This window comes from Clostridium mobile (assembly GCF_018918285.1).
GTDB lineage: Bacteria > Bacillota > Clostridia > Clostridiales > Clostridiaceae > Clostridium_AW > Clostridium_AW mobile.
The window spans coordinates 624,348-643,920 of sequence record NZ_JAHLQF010000001.1 but is presented as its reverse complement, the minus strand read 5'-3'; the positions used below and the strand labels follow the sequence as shown (position 1 = coordinate 643,920).

The 19,573-nt window shown below is 32.0% G+C and carries 19 protein-coding genes; all 19 read left to right on the top strand.

The genetic code is table 11. The annotated features are described in order from the left end of the window. The first annotated feature begins 356 nt into the window (after positions 1 to 356). The 19 genes from KQI86_RS03225 to cutC all read left to right on the top strand — a co-directional run bounded on the left by KQI86_RS03225 (position 357) and on the right by cutC (position 19,557). Positions 357 to 1,547 carry an SAM-dependent methyltransferase gene (locus KQI86_RS03225; RefSeq protein WP_216437710.1) on the top strand — a complete coding sequence of 397 codons (1,191 nt, stop codon included), beginning with the start codon at positions 357 to 359 and terminating at the stop codon, positions 1,545 to 1,547. A 465-nt stretch (positions 1,548 to 2,012) separates the two neighbouring features. Beyond that, complete coding sequence (locus tag KQI86_RS03220) at positions 2,013 to 3,008, top strand: hypothetical protein (protein ID WP_216437709.1); 996 nt, start codon at positions 2,013 to 2,015, stop codon at positions 3,006 to 3,008. Then, on the top strand, positions 3,005 to 3,826 hold the full coding sequence (locus KQI86_RS03215) for a protein-glutamine gamma-glutamyltransferase (RefSeq protein ID WP_216437708.1): 822 nt from the start codon (positions 3,005 to 3,007) through the stop codon (positions 3,824 to 3,826). The genes KQI86_RS03220 and KQI86_RS03215 overlap by 4 nt, the downstream gene beginning before the upstream one ends. Before the next feature lie 501 nt (positions 3,827 to 4,327). After that, complete coding sequence (locus KQI86_RS03210; RefSeq protein WP_216437707.1) at positions 4,328 to 4,852, top strand: GNAT family N-acetyltransferase; 525 nt, start codon at positions 4,328 to 4,330, stop codon at positions 4,850 to 4,852. A 398-nt stretch (positions 4,853 to 5,250) separates the two neighbouring features. Continuing rightward, on the top strand, positions 5,251 to 5,331 hold the full coding sequence (locus tag KQI86_RS20620; protein ID WP_246582684.1) for a phage holin family protein: 81 nt from the start codon (positions 5,251 to 5,253) through the stop codon (positions 5,329 to 5,331). A 26-nt stretch (positions 5,332 to 5,357) separates the two neighbouring features. Beyond that, positions 5,358 to 6,134, top strand: a complete 777-nt coding sequence (locus KQI86_RS20100) for an N-acetylmuramoyl-L-alanine amidase (protein WP_246582635.1) — start codon at positions 5,358 to 5,360, stop codon at positions 6,132 to 6,134. Between the two features lie 174 nt (positions 6,135 to 6,308). Further along, positions 6,309 to 7,184 carry a MerR family transcriptional regulator gene (locus KQI86_RS03195; RefSeq protein WP_216437706.1) on the top strand — a complete coding sequence of 292 codons (876 nt, stop codon included), beginning with the start codon at positions 6,309 to 6,311 and terminating at the stop codon, positions 7,182 to 7,184. A 178-nt stretch (positions 7,185 to 7,362) separates the two neighbouring features. Then, positions 7,363 to 8,238, top strand: a complete 876-nt coding sequence (locus KQI86_RS03190; RefSeq protein WP_216437705.1) for an AraC family transcriptional regulator — start codon at positions 7,363 to 7,365, stop codon at positions 8,236 to 8,238. Continuing rightward, the gene (locus KQI86_RS03185) at positions 8,229 to 8,693 is read left to right on the top strand and encodes a GyrI-like domain-containing protein (protein ID WP_246582634.1); all 465 of its coding nucleotides are present in this window, start codon (positions 8,229 to 8,231) and stop codon (positions 8,691 to 8,693) included. The genes KQI86_RS03190 and KQI86_RS03185 overlap by 10 nt, the downstream gene beginning before the upstream one ends. Before the next feature lies 1 nt (position 8,694). Continuing rightward, positions 8,695 to 9,654, top strand: coding sequence for an ABC transporter ATP-binding protein (locus KQI86_RS03180; protein ID WP_216437704.1), 960 nt, complete (start codon positions 8,695 to 8,697; stop codon positions 9,652 to 9,654). Further along, positions 9,641 to 10,396 carry an ABC transporter permease gene (locus KQI86_RS03175; RefSeq protein WP_343216130.1) on the top strand — a complete coding sequence of 252 codons (756 nt, stop codon included), beginning with the start codon at positions 9,641 to 9,643 and terminating at the stop codon, positions 10,394 to 10,396. The genes KQI86_RS03180 and KQI86_RS03175 overlap by 14 nt, the downstream gene beginning before the upstream one ends. A gap of 243 nt (positions 10,397 to 10,639) precedes the next feature. Then, positions 10,640 to 11,788 carry a 1-propanol dehydrogenase PduQ gene (locus KQI86_RS03170; RefSeq protein ID WP_216437703.1) on the top strand — a complete coding sequence of 383 codons (1,149 nt, stop codon included), beginning with the start codon at positions 10,640 to 10,642 and terminating at the stop codon, positions 11,786 to 11,788. A gap of 308 nt (positions 11,789 to 12,096) precedes the next feature. Next, positions 12,097 to 12,933, top strand: a complete 837-nt coding sequence (locus tag KQI86_RS03165) for a MerR family transcriptional regulator (protein ID WP_216437702.1) — start codon at positions 12,097 to 12,099, stop codon at positions 12,931 to 12,933. Positions 12,934 to 13,394: 461 nt separating this feature from the next. After that, positions 13,395 to 14,504, top strand: coding sequence for a hypothetical protein (locus KQI86_RS03160; protein ID WP_216437701.1), 1,110 nt, complete (start codon positions 13,395 to 13,397; stop codon positions 14,502 to 14,504). Beyond that, positions 14,491 to 14,757, top strand: a complete 267-nt coding sequence (locus KQI86_RS03155) for a hypothetical protein (protein WP_216437700.1) — start codon at positions 14,491 to 14,493, stop codon at positions 14,755 to 14,757. The genes KQI86_RS03160 and KQI86_RS03155 overlap by 14 nt, the downstream gene beginning before the upstream one ends. A 43-nt stretch (positions 14,758 to 14,800) precedes the next feature. Further along, positions 14,801 to 15,097, top strand: a complete 297-nt coding sequence (locus KQI86_RS03150; protein WP_216437699.1) for a BMC domain-containing protein — start codon at positions 14,801 to 14,803, stop codon at positions 15,095 to 15,097. A gap of 24 nt (positions 15,098 to 15,121) precedes the next feature. After that, complete coding sequence (locus tag KQI86_RS03145) at positions 15,122 to 15,427, top strand: BMC domain-containing protein (protein WP_216437698.1); 306 nt, start codon at positions 15,122 to 15,124, stop codon at positions 15,425 to 15,427. 48 nt (positions 15,428 to 15,475) lie between these two features. Further along, complete coding sequence (locus tag KQI86_RS03140; RefSeq protein ID WP_216437697.1) at positions 15,476 to 16,966, top strand: aldehyde dehydrogenase family protein; 1,491 nt, start codon at positions 15,476 to 15,478, stop codon at positions 16,964 to 16,966. 50 nt (positions 16,967 to 17,016) lie between these two features. Next, on the top strand, positions 17,017 to 19,557 hold the full coding sequence (cutC, locus tag KQI86_RS03135; protein ID WP_216437696.1) for a choline trimethylamine-lyase: 2,541 nt from the start codon (positions 17,017 to 17,019) through the stop codon (positions 19,555 to 19,557). The last annotated feature ends 16 nt before the right edge of the window (positions 19,558 to 19,573 follow it).

The window sequence follows — 19,573 nt, the reverse complement described above, 5'->3', positions numbered from 1 at the left end:
TTACAAAAAATTAGTTATTTTAACATTTATATAGGGTAAATATCAGTATAACTTATATATTAGTTCAAAATATAAGCCTTATGCAAAAGAAACTTATATAAAAAGGTAAGAAACAAAGATGTAGCTTTGTTCAAGCTTATATCGACCTATAGGGAGTAGAAAAAACTAGTCCAAGAGCAAGTTATAAGGTATCTTAAGAATATTTATAAAAGTAAGTGTGAATATGTGGAATATATTGGGTAATAATAAAAGTATTAACATCGTATTTACTGAACTAAAACTGATGGAGATTTATGCATTGTACTAAAAAATAGGTTAATTCAAATTGAAATTATTAGGATTAAGTGGGTGAAAATATGGATAAAAAACTTATACACGAATTTTTTCAAAAAGTTAAAGAATATTCTTTTTCAATTGATTATTGGGATGGAACAAGTAATAATTACGGTGAATGTCAACCTACCTTTAAAATTATATTTAATAATAAAATTCCAGTAACAAAATTATTAAAAGATCCATCACTAGCTTTAGGAGAAGCTTATATGGATGGAGTTATTGACTTTGAAGGAGATTTGCAGGAAATTGTTGAAATCGCCTATAAAATTAATATACCTTTTTTTGAAAAGAAAGGTTTCCGTAGATTACAAAAATTTTTTTCAAATGACAGTATAGCAACTTCTCTAAGAAAACAGCAAAATGACATTAAGCATAATTATGATTTAGGCAATGATTTTTATGAGTTATGGCTGGATGAAACTATGAGCTACTCATGTGCTTACTTTTGTTCCCCAGAGGATTCTCTTTTACAAGCTCAGTTACAGAAGATTGATTACATATTGAAAAAATTACAGCTTCGTCCAGAAGAAACCTTATTAGATATAGGAAGCGGATGGGGTTGGCTAATTATTCGTGCGGCTCAACAATATGGAGTAAAGGCTTTAGGTATAACCTTAAGTGAAGAACAATATATGAAAACAAAAGAGAGAATAGAAGAACTTGGATTAGAAGGACAGGTAGATATAAAATTAATGGATTATAGAACTCTTGCAGAAAGTCATAGTGGAAAATTTGATAAAGTAGTTAGTGTTGGAATGATAGAACATGTAGGAAGAGCAAATTTACCTAAATATATGGAAGCAGTAAATAAACTTCTTGTTCCAGGTGGTTTATCTGTTTTACATTGCATCACTGGACCAGTTGAAATAACTTGTAATCGATGGATTACTAAATATATATTTCCAGGAGGGTATATTCCTTCGGTTCGTGAGTTGGTATGGCTTTTACCTGAAAATGGATTTCATCTATTAGATGCAGAAAGTCTAAGATTACATTATGCAAAAACGCTAGAACATTGGTCGAAAAATTTCGAAAGAAATTTAGATGTTGTTAGAAGAAAGTATGATGAACGTTTCATTAAAATGTGGAGACTTTACCTAAATTCTTGTGCTGCTTCTTTTCGTGCGAGTGGTTTAAATATTCATCAAATTATTTTTTCTAAAGGAATCAATAATAATCTTCAAATGACTAGAAACTATCTATATAAATGATAATTTTAAATTATTAGAGTATCATTAAACACTACATATAGATACAGTTGTTAAGCTATTTAAGTAAAGCAAAGGTTAAGGAAAATTTTAATAATAAAAAATAGGTAATTACTACGGATTTACTACCAATGAAAAGGAATTCGCAGTAATTATTTTTTTGATATTAAATTTTGGAATATAACTTAATAAGTTTACCTATAAAATGCTTTAAAACTGCAAAGAAAGATATTAAGAAAAAAGTAAAAAATACAGTGGACTATTCCACCTAATTTAGTAAAATTTGTTGAAAATAAATAAAAGAGTGATTTTTTTTAAAATGGTGGCATATATATTTATGTATGTAATAAAAATGGAGCACATAAGATGCCTAAAACTGGATATTCAAACTATAGTACAACCTTTAGAGCCGTAGCAAGTGTAAATAATGATATGGTTTAACGCTATAAAAATGAAGGAGGAGAATATGTGTATATCTATGATTTAAACATCATAAATCTCTTAGATAAAAGAATGGATGATAGTGGGATAGATAGTATTAGGCCCTTTTTTCATCAACTAACAAAAGCTAATGAGAAAGAAGCTCTAAATTTAATTAATGATGAAAACTTGCATTTTGCTTCACTTTTTCTGCTTAAACCTGAAATTGAGGAACTAAAGCTTTTTCAGAAGTTAAATATAAGAAATAGAATTGCCTTAAGAATCACAAGTGAAATATTGTTAAGTAAAGAAAACATTTCAGCTGTTGAAGATCTTTCCTGTGACTATATACAAGCAGTTCATTCTACTCTAAAGTGGATGCTAGAAACAGGATGCATTAATGATGGATTGAATGATCAATATGATGAAGTTTTAGATATAACTGCAATATACCTAACAAAAGTATATAGAGATAAAACGGTATTGCCTATAATAGCAGAAATGATTTTTAGGAGATATAAACAAGGATTACTAATACATCATTTAGCGTGGGCTTTTTTTGAATCACGTGATCCCATAAGTTTAAGCATTATTTCAGAAAGATTACTATCTAAAGAGTTGAAAGATATTGAATTAGCACAGAAGCTTTTAAGTTTTGTGCCAGACATAGGTATACGAGATAAAGCAGATATCAAAGAACAATACCTATCTTTTCTTGATTGGTTCGGAAAAAATAATCTGTTTCTGCGCTTCACAGAGGAATGCTTTCAACAAACCAACAATCCTGTAATTTATAGGGTAGTTTTAGAAGGAAAGTATTTATGTGAACCAATATCAATTGATACAGGAAAAATATTAAGGACTTTAAGCTCAAAAGAGTGTAAATTGATAGATGAATTTAAAAGGTTAGATAAGAATACTCAAATATTACTTTCAGAGTTTTCCGTTATGTTACATCATAATAACATATATAAGTGGCAGCATTGGCTAAAATGTCCAATAGAGGAACAAATAAAATTTGCTAGAATAGGAGGAATACGATGATTATAATTTCAGGTAATATAGTTACCAGAGATAAAATTGTTGCTGAGTATCCACCAAATAGCCTGGAAAGAAAGATTGCCGATCAGTTAGCATCAAGTAAAGATGTCTATAGATATGACTCACTAAATCAATTAAATTTTGACATAAAACTACGAGTAAATATTGTTGGAGCAGCTAGGGAATTAAATAGAAGTAATATGAGTTTTACAACCTTTCGTAAATCAAAGTGTAATACAGATTACTGGGAGCGTACTGATGAAGGTGGTTTTTTATTAAAAAAACATATAAAGCCATCTGATGCCATAAAGGATATCTTTATTAATGGTTCAAAATATGGTACTGAATGTGCCACTGCGATAGTTATTATTTATTATAAGGCACTTATTAACATACTTCCCGAAAAACTTTTTAATGAAATGTATCCCAGTATATATTTATTAGACTGGCAATATATAAGTAGAAACCTTTATATGGAAAATTATAGAGATGTAACAGAGTTCTTTCCTGGAGATTGTCAATATTTTAGAAATCCTGATGTAAATCCGGCAACGCCTGAATGGCAGGGAGAAAATGTTATTAATTTAGGCGATGGAACTTATTATGGTCATGGTATAGGTATAACAACCGCTGATGGAATAATAAGAGCATTAAATAAGAACAGGAAAAGAGGAGCTACAAGATCGGCTTTTTTACTAGACTTTGCAGTGCGTTTAAATGCTAAGCAAATAGCTAATAGATATTATAATTTTATTTCTACAATGCAAATGCAGAGATATAGAGAGATTTATAGACGCTATGGAAACTATCTACAATATTAAAAAGAAACAAAACGGCCAGATGCCTAGCTTAAGCATCTGGCTTAATTGTCTTAGAAAATCCCTAGTTTGCACTTAAATATAGAAGAAAGGTTTTTTATGAAGATAAGAGGTTAGAAGTTGGAGCTATTTGGAGCTATATTGAGAGAGTTATGTTGCAGATGGTATTTATTTTTGTAAAGGAATTACGAAATATGATAATATTTGGTATGATATATATATCAATTGTTTTGCAATTGTATACTATTATCCAATATTATTCCACTTTATAAATTATATGATAAAACCAATAGGTAAAAGGAAAAAATATATAAAAAGTAAAAATTATCTACAATAAGAATAAAATAAGGAATAAGATGATTCACCTAATAATCACTACGTTCCATACATTATTCGAAGATAGGACATAATTATCGCAAGTGCAAGGTACTTTGAGATTATAACTTGTGGTGACGAGGGCAGAAAATAACCTGATTACAGCCTGCATAAAAAAGGGGAGATACAATGAGTATAAGTCTAGAGTTAGTATCAGAATATAATGCAAATGATATTTATAATTTTGAGATAGAAAATAGAACATATTTTGAAGAAACATTGCCTTCGAGAGGTGATGAATATTATAAAATGGAAGTATTCAAAGAAATTATAAAGGAAATAATCATAGAACAAAATCATGGTGAATGTTATATGTATATTATCAGAAACAAATTAGGAAAAATGGTTGGAAGAGTTAATTTCTTTTCAATAAGAAATAATGAAGTTAAAACTGTAGAACTAGGATATAGAATTGGAAAGAATGAAAATGGAAATGGTTATGCAACAGAAGCTGTTCGAATTGCTTTAGAGAAAGGTTTTAGAGATTATAAATTTGAAAAAGTTGAAGCGGGAACATCTCTAGACAATATTGGCTCGCAAAGAGTATTAGAGAAAAATGGATTTGTTATAACTAGAAAAATTGAAAATCACATACAGATAAATGGTAAATGGATAGATAGTTTAATATTTGTAAAAATGAATACAGATTATTGAATAGTAAAGGCTAACATGAAAAATTAAGTTTTTTATTAATTATAGATTTAAAGGAAAGTTATATAAAAGCAATTGGAAAAGGATTATCTCTTTTTGTTTGCCATGTATTCCTTACTAAATAAATCTTTATTAAAGTGACACTATGTCATTTTAATTAATGAAAATAAGTTCTTTGAGAAATAAGTATATAATAGAATAGTTAAAAAAACAGTAAAAGAACTTGAGAGTCAAGTTCTTTTACTATTTTAAATAACATGAGGTAAAGAAAATGAATATAATGTAGTGTATCTTAGAACAGGGATTAATTTTAATACCTGCTCTTTATACCTTAGGTTTAATGTTAAAGTAGTCTAATATATGAGATATTATTCTTTGGAACAATAGGAGTTATAGCCTTAATGGGATTTAATATAAATGCAGTTATACAAGGCATATTGGTTACAGGGGTAACCGTATATGCTAATCAGCGGATTAAGTAGAGAACAGAAAGGAGAGGGTTAAAATAATGAAAATAAATAAATCTAATCTAAGTTTTAAAAATTTATCCTATAGTAACAATCCACAGTCTATAGTTCTTCATCATGCAGAAGCTTCAAAGTGCAGTATAGAAGATATTCATAAATGGCATTTAGATAATGGGTGGGCTGGCTGTGGATACCATTATCTAGTTAGAAAAGATGGAAGCATATGGAGAGGACGACCAGAAAATGCAGTAGGATCCCATGTGAGTGGATTTAATCAAAACAGTTTAGGAATATGCGCAGAAGGAAGCTATATGAAAGAAACAATGCCAGAGGTACAAAAGAAGACTATAATAGATTTATGTAAATATTTATGTAACAAATATGGGATTAATAAAATATATGGCCATAGAGAAGTAGGAGCTTCCAATTGCCCTGGAGTTAATTATCCCTTAGAGGAGATTAGAAAAGCTGTATTATCTGATAAGGAAACAAAATCTTATATAAAATTAGACGGAGGGGGCTATGTAAATTACAACGGAGCTCCTGGTATAAACTTAATAATTCGAGATTATTCTGCTGATATTACAAGAGTTTTCGCTTGGGTGGACAGTGATAAGGGATCCAGTTGGGCTTTTGACATTAATCCGCCTAATGGTAATTATACAAAGCTATTAAAAAATACTAGCAAAATTATAAATATAAGAAATGGAAGAGATACTTTTTCCAAAGGAACCTACTATAAAATTAAGGTTAAAGGATATAACAAGGATGGAAAAATTGTAGCAGAGAATGAAATAATGTTAAGGATACCAAATTAAATTTAAAGCCATGGGTTAGGTTAACTCCTAGTCCATGGCTCTTTGACAAAAGCTTGAAATTATGATATGTAAAAGAGAAGTAGCTCTTGTAGATGAGTTAATTTATATTTTCCTTGCAAAACCACTTGACTATCACCCTGGGTGCTAGCTTATGATTGTTTCGAGGTGACAATTATGTTTATTAAAGAAGTGTGTACAACAACAAAACTAACTAAAAAAGCAATTGAATATTACATAGAACAAGGCCTGATTTTCCCTGATATTTTAGAAAATGGGTACAGAGATTTTTCCACTGATGATATTGAAAAACTGAAAAAAATAGCAGTTTTGCGTAAATTAGGGCTTGGAACGGATGATATTAAAATTGCACTATCAGATGAAAATGGAGAGACTTTACAAAAGCTTTCCATTCAAAAAGAGTTAAGACTTAAACAAGAAAGAGCAAAACAATCGCTACTTGATAAACTAAGCACGGGCAAAAGTTTTGATGAAGTAAGTGTGGAGCTTAAATCCATTGAAAAAAACGAAACAATAACAGAAAAGCTATTAGATGCTTTTCCTGGTTATTATGGTCGATTTATCACCCTTCATTTTTCACGCTTTCTAAATGAGCCAATTTCAACAAAAGAACAACAAGTAGCTTATGAAGAAATAGTTAGTTTTCTTGATAACGTTCCCGCATTGAACTTTCCAAAAGATTTACAGGAATTTCTAATTGAATGCACAAAGAATTTCAGTACACAAAGTATTATTGAGATGAACGAAAAAATTAAGCAGTCTATTGAAAATCCAGAAAATTTCTTATCTGAAAACAAGGAAATGCTGGATTGGTATCTTAAATATAAGCAGTCAGAGGAGTATAAAAATTCCCCCACCTACAAAATTCAAGAAATGCTTAAGGAGTTTAACAGCACTAGTGGTTATTACGATATTTTTATTCCAGCAATGAAAAAACTAAGTACATCATACTCGGATTATTACAAACAGCTTGAGATTGCAAACGAGAAGTTGTTATCGCAATATCCTGAAATTCAAAATTTGAGTAATTAAACCTAAAATATAATTTAATAAATCTGCTGTTAGGCAAAACTTATGAGTCTATGCTTTTCGTTACTGAAAAACATGGACTCTTTTTATATTTTCTAATTTTAAACTTTACAAAATTGAACAGTAAAAGAGAAGAATTAAAATTTTTATTATGATATTCTTTCTTTAGGAGGTGACAAATATGGAATGGCTCAGGCAAATAAGTAAAGCTATTGATTATATAGAAAACAATTTAACTGGTGAAATTTCCTACGATGAAGCTGCAAAAATTGCTTGTTGCTCAACCTATTATTTTCAGCGGATGTTTTCATATATATCTGATGTAACTTTATCTGATTATATTCGCCGTAGGAGAATGACACAGGCAGCCTTTGATATACAATCAAGCAAAACAAAAATAATTGATATTGGCACTAAATATGGCTATGCTTCACCAACCTCATTTAATCGTGCGTTTCAAAGTGTTCATGGTATCTCGCCAACAGCAGCACGTGCTGAGGGAACTTTGTTGCAGTCTTATCCGCCAATCAGTTTTAAGATTGCTGTTACAGGAGGTGAAAGTATGAGATATAGAATTGAAAAAAAAGAAGCTTTTAGAGTAGTTGGTGCAAGGACTACATTACAAGAAGATATGGGAGAAAACCAGAAAACTGTGCCGAAATTCTGGAATAAGATGCTGGGAAGTACAATGCTTTCTGAAATTTGCAAACTAGCAAATCCATCTAAAAATAATATTTTTGGTATTACTGCCTATACAAATCCAGAAAACATTTATTACTACATTGCAACGGAAACAGATATACCTATACCCCATGGAATGTATGAACTTGAAATACCGCAAGCTACTTGGGTAATATTTGAGTGTAACGGATACTTTAAGGAATCTGTTCAGACTATTTTCAAGCGATTTATTATGGAATGGATTCCTTTCTCAGGGTATACGTATGCTGAACTACCAGATATAGAGGTTTACCCAATTGATGATCAGCAATCTAAAAGTGGTTATGCAGAAGTTTGGATTGCGGTAAAAAAAGAAAAAGAGGAGGAATGGGAGTGAATTATCAAATTGAAATTAGAGATATTGAGCCTATAAGGGTGGCATTTATGCGATATAAAGGCATTGTCACCGAGGCAAATAAAGTATTTCCAAATGTATTTAAATCCATTGGAGGTAAAGCAAATGGTGCACCTTTTTTCAACTACTATGCTATAGACCCTAAAACCAAGATTGGTGAACTCGAACTCTGTGTTCCAACTGCTGAAATACCGACAGCAAGTGGTGTTGAAGTAAAGGAATTTCCCCGTATCAAAGTAGTTTGCGCTACTCATATAGGTTCTTATGAAACCATGCATAACGCATATGTAGAAATTGATAAATATGCAGAAGAGCATAATTTGACATTACAACCTCCATTCAGAGAAGTGTTTATCAAAGGACCAGGAATGTTTTTAAAGGGCAATCCCAACAAGTATATTACAGAAATTTTGTTTCCAATAAAAGAGGGGGAATAAAATGCTGGCAATAGAAGTTAATAAATTGGTTAAAGAATATAAGAATGGCGTTAAAGCTTTGGATGAACTAAGTTTAAAAGTAAACCGTGGTGAAATTTTCTCTTTACTTGGTCCCAATGGTGCAGGTAAATCTTCACTTATCAACATTCTTACAACATTTTATAAACCTGCTTCTGGAAATGTAATCATTTTAGGAAAAGATTTATGTAAAGATCCTGCATGGGTTCGTACACATATTGCTTGTGTTGCACAACAGATTTCTATCGATGAACATCTGTCGCTAATGGAAAATATGATATTTCAAAGTCGGTTATACAAAGTTGATAATACTACTGCAAAAAATAGAATCAGTGATTTAATTGATAGTTTTGGATTGTCACAGTATTTAAAATATCCCGTTGCCTCATATTCTGGAGGAGTGAAACGCCGCTTGGATATTGCGATGAATATGGTTTCTTATCCTCAAATACTATTTTTAGACGAGCCAACAGTTGGTATGGATATTGGTTCCCGAAAAGCTATGTGGGAAATTATTAGGAAAATTCGAGATGATTTTAACACAACTATTTTTTTGACCACCCATTATCTTGAAGAAGCTGATCAACTTAGTGACACAATTTGCATTATGAAGGAAGGTCGTGAAATCATACAGGGAAAGCCTAGTGATTTACGTCAATATACACATCAAAACATTTTACGAATTGGTTTTTCTGATATAGATAAAACAAGAAATTGTGCCGAATTACTTACAAAAACAAATATGTTTTCCTCCATAAACATTCGTGAAAATTCAATTTTTATTGATGTGGATGATGATAGAAAGATTTTTGAAAATACTAATAAATGGCTTTTGGAAAATAATATTTCTTTTAAGGGGATTGAGATTGTACAGCCAAGTATTGAAAATGTATTTTTGAAGTTAACAGAGACGGAAAGGAGAGAAATAGGTGGAAACGATTAATATTTTATGGCGTAATATGAAGTGGAGATTTGAAAATCCTATTTCTATTATTCTTACGATAATACAGCCTCTCATATGGCTTTTATTATATGGGGCCATGGCAGAACAGTCTATGCAGAATTTGTCTGGAGGTAATTATACTGCCTTTATTCTTCCTGGTATTATGATGCTTGTTACACTTGCTTGCTGTAGTAGTGGTGGCTATCTTAACTTTATTATGAAATCAAAAGGAAGTTTCTACAGGATGCTAATAGCACCAGTTAGCAGAAGTTCTATTGTGCTGGGGCAAATGCTAGAAGCTGTTTTACTTTCACTAGTTGAGATGAGCATTCTTCTTGTAGTGTCTATGTTTCTGTCAGTCCGTATAGGTACAGGATTTACAGGAGTTCTTCTAATTATATTTCTTATCTTCATATCGGCATTTTTTATGTCTGGGCTATCCTATGCTATTAGTTTGTGCTTGCCTAATGAAGTTATTTATGAAACCATTATGAATCTTATCGTACTTTCTATTTTCTTTACTAGTACGGCATTATTTTCAATGAATAACATATCAGGCGGTTTAAAAATAGCAATAATTATAAATCCTTTTACTCATGTTATAAATTGTATACGAAGTTTAATTTTAGGAAGTACAATTGAGTGGCAGTACTTATTATTTGTAATAGGTGCATTCTTATTACTTTGCTGTGGCAGTTTTATCTTGGCAGTTAGAAGACTTAAAAAAGAAATGATACAATAATTTTTATATTATGCATGTAAGCTAAATATAAAAATCAACGACCTGTGGTAAATAAAAAAACCGCAGTTCAGAAAAGTCAGAAGTATTTGCTATTGTTATTTCCTTGTGGTATAGTTTAATAAATAAAGATTTATTATGGAATTGTTATAATTGTGTTATGTTGTATGTTAATTATTTTATTGTGAATTAAAGAATAACTAAATCATTCATATTTTATAAATTTAAAAATTAGGAGAAAAATATATGAAGGAATTTAGTATTAGTACAAATGTTTATTTTGGAGAAGGTTCTTTAAGTCGACTAAGTGAAATAAAAAATAAAAGGGTAATGATTGTATGTGATAAATTCATAGAATCTTCAGGCATGGCTGCAAAAATACAGGAAAAATTAGTTGATTGTCAGGTAACAGTATTTAGTGATGTAGTACCAGATCCTACAGTAGAAATTATTGCTGCTGGTATCCAAACATTACAATCTTGTAATGCAAATATTATGATAGCTCTTGGTGGTGGCTCATCAATTGATGCTGCTAAGGCCATAAGGGAGTATTCAAAACAATCTTTGGGGTCACATGTTGAAATAGAAGAGTGTTTTGCTATACCTACTACAAGTGGTACAGGCTCTGAAGTTACTCAATATGCAGTAATAACTAATAAACAAGAAGGATTAAAATATGCTTTAGCGGATAAATCACTACTTCCTATGGTAGCAATACTTGATCCTGAACTTGTAGTTTCTGTACCTCAAGCTATTACAGCAGATACGGGAATGGATGTAATTACACATTCTATAGAGGCTTATGTTTCAAAAGATGCTAATGATTTTTCAGATGCTTTAGCAGAAAAAGCAATTACTTTAGCATTTAGATTTTTACCAGAGGCTTTTGCTGATGGAAGTAACTTGGTGGCAAGAGAAAAGATTCATAATGCATCCTGTTTGGCAGGTATGGCATTTAACTCAGCAGGACTTGGTATTACACATAGTTTAGCACATGCAGTAGGTGGCAAACTGCATATATCACATGGAAGAAGTAATGCGATAATACTTCCTCATGTAATAGAATATAACGCTAAATTAGATAGAAATGTTTATAATAAAGACTATGAAATAGCTGCTAAAAAATATCAGAGACTGGCAAAACTATTGAATTTACACGCTTCTACGGTAACTATTGGAGTTAACAATTTAATTAAATGCATTATTGAGTTGCAAAAGAAATTGATGATTCCTACTACGCTAAAGGAACAAGGCGCTGACTTGAGCTTACTAGATGAAGTAAAAGAAGAGATAGTAAATGCTGCTATGAAGGATATTTGCACAGCTACAAATCCTAGGGAAGCAACAAATGAAGATTTATTAAATATTTTAGATAGGGTTATAGGAACTAAGTAGTTTGATTAAAGCCACTCGAAATGAGTGGTTTTTTGTTATATTTATCTTTTAGTTAAAATAAATATAACAAAAAATTTTATCAATTTAAGGCAGTTTAAAATATACATATATAGGTTTCGATAGGGTTGATACATCTAGAATGCTGTCATTTGCTACGGGAATGCCCTGCATTTACATACTTTCATTAATGGAAAGTATATAAGGTGTATATTGAAAATAACCTTAATATTAAGTAAAATTATATAAATGAATGATATGCAACGGCATTTCATTAAAGTTGATTTTGGGAAAATGAGGGAGGTTGTTTTATGGGGAAAAATCAACTATATGGTATAGGAAAAGTTGAGGAGATATGTAATTTATCAAAAAAAGCCATTAGATTTTATGATAAAATGGGAATACTATCTCCTGATAAGGTATCAGATAAAAATGGTTATAGATATTATAGCAAAAAAACTTTATTATCTGTACCAATGATAAAATACTACAAACAAAGTGGTTTTAAACTTGAGGAAATGAAGGCTTTACTTGAAGGAACAACCTATTCAATTTTTGAAAAAAGCTTTAGAAACAAAATAGATGAGCTTAAAGAGTTAGAAAATGAGATAAGTTTAAAGATTAAATCTATAAAAGATTGGTACGATCTTATAGTTGAAGCACAGACGGTTATAGAAAATGATATTAAAGAAGTGTCAGTAAAATATGTGGAAAACTGTAAAATGATATACTTAGATCAAGATTTCAATTATGATTATATGGACTCTATAATAAATATAGAATTTACTAATTATATAGAAAGCATAAATAATGCAATAACTGGTCCTGTAATGATACATTTTCCATCCTTTGAAGATAAAATGAACGGAAAATGTAATAAAATGAAAATAATGCAGCAAACAATATTAAAATGTAAAGAGAGTGAGACAGTTAAATTTGGAGGATTTATGGTAGCCTCTTGCTATCATGTTGGGTCACACGAGACAATTAGTGAAACATATAAAAAAATAAAAGATTGGGCAAAGAAAAATGGATATAAATATGAAGATAAGTCATATGAAAGATATGTTACTGATTATTGGACAACCAAAAACATTGATGAGTTTGTAACAGAAGTAATGGTTAAGATTAATAAGGGAAAAAAATGAGTATTTAAATGAAAACGTTCCCCTAAGGGGAATGTATAGATTACAAATAAAAGCATTTTAAGAGATAAATTGTGAAAAATTTATTAATTAAAATGTTTTTTTATGTCCAAATTTAAGGTTTGGTATTATTTACTATAATTTCAAAGTATAATCAATACTGTTTCAAGCATTGATACACCAAGCTTAATCATAATTAAGTAAAGTATTAATCGAGAAGGAAAATATTAGTAAAAAATTACACATATAAAATTTAAAAAATTCAGAAAAATAATATTGACTCTCCCCTATAGGGAAAAGGTTATAATATTGACTAATAAAAAGTTATTCGTTAATTTCAAGACAAATAAAAACATCCATATACAAAATTATAACAATCTTAAAGTTTAAAGGGGTTATTATAAATCTTTATTTAATGATTATATAACGGAATATGATAAGGACTAAGTGGGAGGGTTTTATTTATGAATGAAATGTCAGGAGCAGTCAATGCGTCTGCAATTGCTGCTAAAAAAAAGCTATCATCTGATTTCCGTAAAAAAGGTATTTCAATCGCATTATTCTCAGGTCTTATGTATGGATTTTATTCTGCATTTATGACACTTGGCATGACCAAGGGGGTTTGGGCCGATTGGTATGGCGATAATACCGCGGGTTTATCAGTGATTGTAATTACATATTTGTTGGGGGCCTTAGGGAGTGCAGTAAATGATACATGCAGTGCTATTTGGGCACTAGCTTATGCAGGGGTAAAAGGAAAACTTGGTGATTTTTTCAGATGCCTTAAGACAACTCCAGGAAAAGTAATGATTCTAGCAGCTCTTATAGGAGGGCCAATTTCAAGTACAGCTTATGTTGTTGGTCTTCAAATGGCAGGATCTATTGTTATTCCTATTACTGCTCTTTGTCCAGCTATTGGAGCTATATTAGGAAGAGTGCTATTTAAACAAGAATTAAACAAACGCATGATGACTGGTATTGGAATTTGTGTTGCTGCAAGTTTTCTAATTGGTAGTACAAGCCTTGCAGGAGATGCTCCAGAAGGAATGCTTCTAGGACTAGGCATTGCTTTTATAGCTGCTCTTGGATGGGGATTTGAAGGATGCGTTGCTGGATATGGTACATCAATGATTGACTCAGAAATTGGGATAACAATACGTCAAGCAACATCAGGATTAGCAAATTTGATAATTCTAGTTCCTATTTTCGGTATGGTAGTTGGTGATGGTATTGGGTTCTCAACTAGTCTAACTATTAGTGCATTTACAAGCGGTCCTGCTATGATTTGGTTTGTGTTAAGTGGTCTTTGCGCATTCGTTTCATACATGTGCTGGTATAACGGTAATAGTATGTGTGGTGCAGCTCTTGGTATGGCATGTAATGGTACTTTTTCATTCTGGGGTCCATTCTGCTGCTGGATTGTTCTTGGAGTATTTGCAGGTATGAGCGGATGGGCTTTACCTCCTATAGTTTGGGCGGCAGCTGTATTAATGATTTTTGGTATTTTAGTTATTGCTATGAATCCAATGGATCTATTTAGAAAGAAGGGGGTAGACCATTATGAAACCGCTTAATTATGCTATATTAAAACATTTCACTATTGTAAAAGAAGCTTGTGCTGATGATGTGATTGAAGCATTAAAAGGTGAATATGGTAAATTCAAAGCTCTTAATAAGAAAGCTGTAATTACAGCCTTAATGACAGCTGAAGCAAATGGACTTCTTGAAGAAACAAGATTTGATATGAATAAAAGTGGTGAACTAAGAGTTTATTATCACGCACCAGCAGAAGGAGCAGCTACAATAAATAAATATATTAAAGATTAATGCATCTTCATTTTAGATTTAGAAAGGGGAGGAGGGATTTTAAATGAGATATTACGGTGATGAAGCATTAGGTCTTGTGGAAACAATAGGGTTAGTTCCAGCACTTGAGGCAGCTGATAAAATGTTAAAGGCTGCAAACGTTGAATTGATATCCTATGAAAACGTTGGATCAACACTAGTTACAATTATGGTTAAGGGTGATGTAGCAGCAGTTAGAGCTGCTGTAGAGGCAGGTGCTGAAGCAGCTGCTGCCATAGGTACATTAACAGCAAAAAATGTTATGCCACGTCCTATTAGAGAAGTTGGAGATATTGTTTCCGTGCATGACATAGATTCATAATTTAGGGGAAGGAAAGATGTTTAAATGCCAAGGTATGAAGCTTTAGGATTAATTGAAACTTTTGGTTTAGTATTTGTTTTAGAGGCAGCAGATGCTATGTGCAAAGCCGCTGATGTTGAACTTATAGGTTACGAAAACGTTGCATCAGGATACATATCAGTACTTGTTCGTGGCGATGTAGGAGCTTGTAAAACGGCAGTTGAAGCTGGAGTAAAAGCAGTTAAGGACATGGAAGGTGGAAATCTTTATAGTTCAGTTGTTATTGCAAGACCCCATCAAGATCTTGAAAAGATTATTGAACGTTATAAGATTACTAATTTAATGCCTTAAAAGTAAAAGAGTATATTACAGTTATTTTCAAAGGAAAGGAGAGAAAAAATGAGAATAATAGATAACGACTTACTCTCCATACAAGAGTCACGAATTCTTGTTGAAAATGCCCGTGAAGCTCAAAGAAAATTGGCAACTTTTTCACAAGAAAAGCTTGATGAAATTGTTGAAAGAATGACTGAAGAGATAAAAAAGCATGTTTGTGAGCTTGCAAAGATGTCTAATGATGAAACAGACTATGGAAAATGGGAAGATAAGTATGTAAAAAATAGCTTTGTTTGTAAGTATTTAAGTAGTAGACTGAAAGGCATGAATTGTGTTGGAATAATTAGTAAGGATGAAGAGAATAAAACTATGGACGTAGGTGTACCTATGGGGGTAATAATTGCCCTTTGTCCATCAACAAGTCCAGTTTCTACCACAATATATAAGGCTTTAATTGCAATAAAATCAGGAAATGCAATTATATTCTCACCTCATCCAAGAGCTAAGAATACTATTTCAAGAACTTTAGATATTTTAATTCGTGCGGCTGAAGGATATGGTCTACCAGAAGGAGCACTTGCATATCTTCATAATGTTACAACTAATGGGACATTAGAGTTAATGAACCATGAGGATGCTTCATTAATAATAAATACTGGAGTACCAAGATTACTAAAAGCAGCCTATAGATCTGGAAAACCAGTAATATATGGGGGAACTGGTAATGGACCAGCCTTCATAGAGCGTACAGCAGATATAACACAAGCTGTTAAAGATATAATTGCAAGTAAAACCTTTGATAATGGACTTGTTTCAGCAGCTGAACAGTCGGTTGTTGTGGATAGTTGCATTGAATCTGAAGTGAAAAGAGAGCTAGAAAAAAACGGTGCCTATTTTATGAGTGAAGAAGAATCTAGTAAGCTTGCGTTACTTTTTTTCCGTAACGATGGAAGTCCTGAACCAGATATTGTTGGTAAATCAGCGCAAGAATTGGCAAAAAAAGCAGGCTTTAGCGTAGCTAGTGATATAAGAGTTCTTATTTCAAAACAAAAGTATGTTTCACAAAATAATCCTTACTCTAGGGAAAAACTTTGTCCGGTACTGGCATATTACATTGAAGATGACTGGATGCATGCTTGTGAGAAATGTATTGAATTATTACTAAGTGAAAGACATGGACATACTCTAGTTATACATTCAAGAGATGAGGAAGTTATCCGTCAATTTGCACTAAAGAAACCAGTAGGTAGAGTATTAGTAAATACACCTGGAGCTTTAGGAAGTATGGGAGCAACCACTAATTTATTTCCTTCAATGACATTAGGTAGTGGTTCTGCAGGTCACGGTATGACAGCTGACAATGTTTCACCAAGGAATTTAATATATATCCGAAAAGTTGGATATGGAGTGCGTACAATAGATGAAATCGTCAACGGTAAAGTAGAAGTAAATACACCTTTACTTAAGGACATGGAAGCAAAAGAGAGCTGCGATTTGGATAATGTAGAATTTTTAGAAAAGGTGTTAAAAAAATTAATGGAAAATTTAAAATAAAAAATTAAATCATCAATATGAAAAATATGTAAAGAATGAGGGGGATGGATTTGGATATTCGTGAATTTTCAAATAAATTTATGGAAGCTACTCAAAATATGTCTTCTGAAGAGCGTGAGTGTTTAATGAAGATATTTGAGGGCATGTCAAAAGAAATTGCAAAGGAAGAACCTGCAAAAAGAACATTAGCAAGTACTGAAGGTGATAAAATTCCAGATGGAATAACAGAGCGTTTAGTAAAATTAAAGGAAAATTATTTAAAACATGTTCCAACAATAACAACACATCGTGCAAGAGCTATTACCAAAATAGCTAAAGAAAATCCTGGTATGCCTAAGATTTTACTACGTGCTAAGTGTTTTAAATATTGTTGCGAAACTGCACCTTTAGTAATTCAGGATAATGAATTGATCGTAGGAGCTCCTTGTGGTGCACCTCGTGCAGGAGCTTTTTCTCCTGATATTGCATGGAGGTGGATGGTTGATGAAATTGACACTATCGGTAATCGTTCTCAAGATCCATTCTATATTTCTGAAGAAGATAAGAGAATTATGCGTGAAGAGCTATTCCCATACTGGGCAGGTAAATCTGTTGATGAATACTGCGAAGATCAGTATCGTGAAGCAGGTGTTTGGGAGCTTTCAGGTGAATCATTTGTTTCAGACTGTTCCTATCATGCTATTAATGGAGGAGGAGATTCAAACCCAGGATATGATGTAATTTTAATGAAAAAGGGTATGCTAGATATTCAACAAGAAGCAAAGGATAATCTTGCAAAGCTTAATTATGAAAATCCAGAAGATATAGAAAAAATATATTTCTATAAGGCTGTAATTGATACTACAGAAGGTGTAATGATTTACGCTAAACGTTTATCAGAGTATGCTGCACAGTTAGCTGCTAAAGAGACAAACCCTAAGCGTAAGGCAGAGCTACAAAAAATTTCTGAAGTTAATGCAAGAGTACCAGCTCATAAACCAAGTACATTCTGGGAAGCAATTCAGGCTGTTTGGACTATAGAGTCTTTATTAGTAGTTGAAGAAAATCAGACAGGTATGTCCATAGGACGTGTGGATCAATACATGTATCCATTATATAAGGCTGATATTGAATCAGGTAGAATGAATGATTTTGAAGCATTTGAATTAGCTGGTTGTATGCTTATTAAAATGTCTGAAATGATGTGGATTACAAGTGAAGGTGGTTCTAAGTTCTTTGCTGGATATCAACCATTTGTAAACATGTGTGTTGGTGGTGTTACAAGAGATGGACGCGATGCTACTAATGATTTAACTTACTTACTTATGGATGCAGTTCGTCATGTTAAAATTTATCAACCATCCTTAGCATGCCGTATCCATAAGAAATCACCTCATAAATATCTTAAAAAGATAGTTGATGTGGTTCGTGCAGGAATGGGATTCCCTGCTTGTCATTTTGATGATGTTCATATAAAAATGATGTTAGCCAAAGGAGTTTCTATTGAAGATGCAAGAGATTACTGCTTAATGGGATGCGTTGAGCCACAAAAATCAGGTAGATTATATCAATGGACATCTACTGGATACACTCAATGGCCAATATGTATTGAACTTGTACTTAATAATGGTGTACCTCTTTGGTATGAAAAACAAGTTTGTCCAGACATGGGCAATATAGATAATTTTAGAACTTATGAAGAATTTGAAAATGCAGTTAAGGAACAAATTAAATATATAACTAAGTGGACTAGTGTTGCTACTGTAATTTCTCAACGTGTTCATAAGGATCTTGCTCCAAAACCTTTAATGTCTATCATGTATGAAGGTTGTATGGAAAAGGGTAGAGGTGTTGAAGCTGGTGGAGCCATGTATAACTTTGGACCAGGAGTAATCTGGAGTGGACTAGCAACTTATGCTGATTCTATGGCTGCTATTAAAAAGTTAGTATTTGAAGAAAAGAAATACACATTAAGAGAATTAAATGAAGCCCTAAAGACAGATTTTGTTGGATATGAAAAGATTAGAAAAGATTGCTTAGAAGCACCTAAGTATGGAAATGATGATGATTATGCAGATTACATTGCTGCTGATTTAATTAACTTTACTGAAATGGAACATCGTAAATATAAGACATTGTATTCAGTACTTAGCCATGGTACTCTATCAATCTCAAATAATACTCCATTCGGTCAGTTAACTGGTGCAACAGCAAATGGACGTAGAGCATGGATGCCATTGTCTGATGGTATAAGTCCATCACAGGGTTCAGACTTTAAGGGACCGACAGCAATAATTAAATCTGTATCAAAAATGGCTTGTGACAATATGAATATTGGTATGGTTCATAACTTTAAGCTTATAGCCGGACTTCTTGATACAAGAGAAGGTGAAGAAGGTATTATAACTTTATTACGTAGTGCTTGTACCCTTGGAATTGGTGAGGTTCAATTTAACTACTTAGATAATAACACTCTAATTGAAGCACAAAAACATCCAGAGCAATACCGTGATTTAATTGTTCGTGTTGCAGGATATAGTGCATTCTTCGTTGAGTTATGTAAAGATGTTCAAGATGAGATAATTAGTAGAACAATGCTAACACATTTCTAAAATATAAGAAACTATT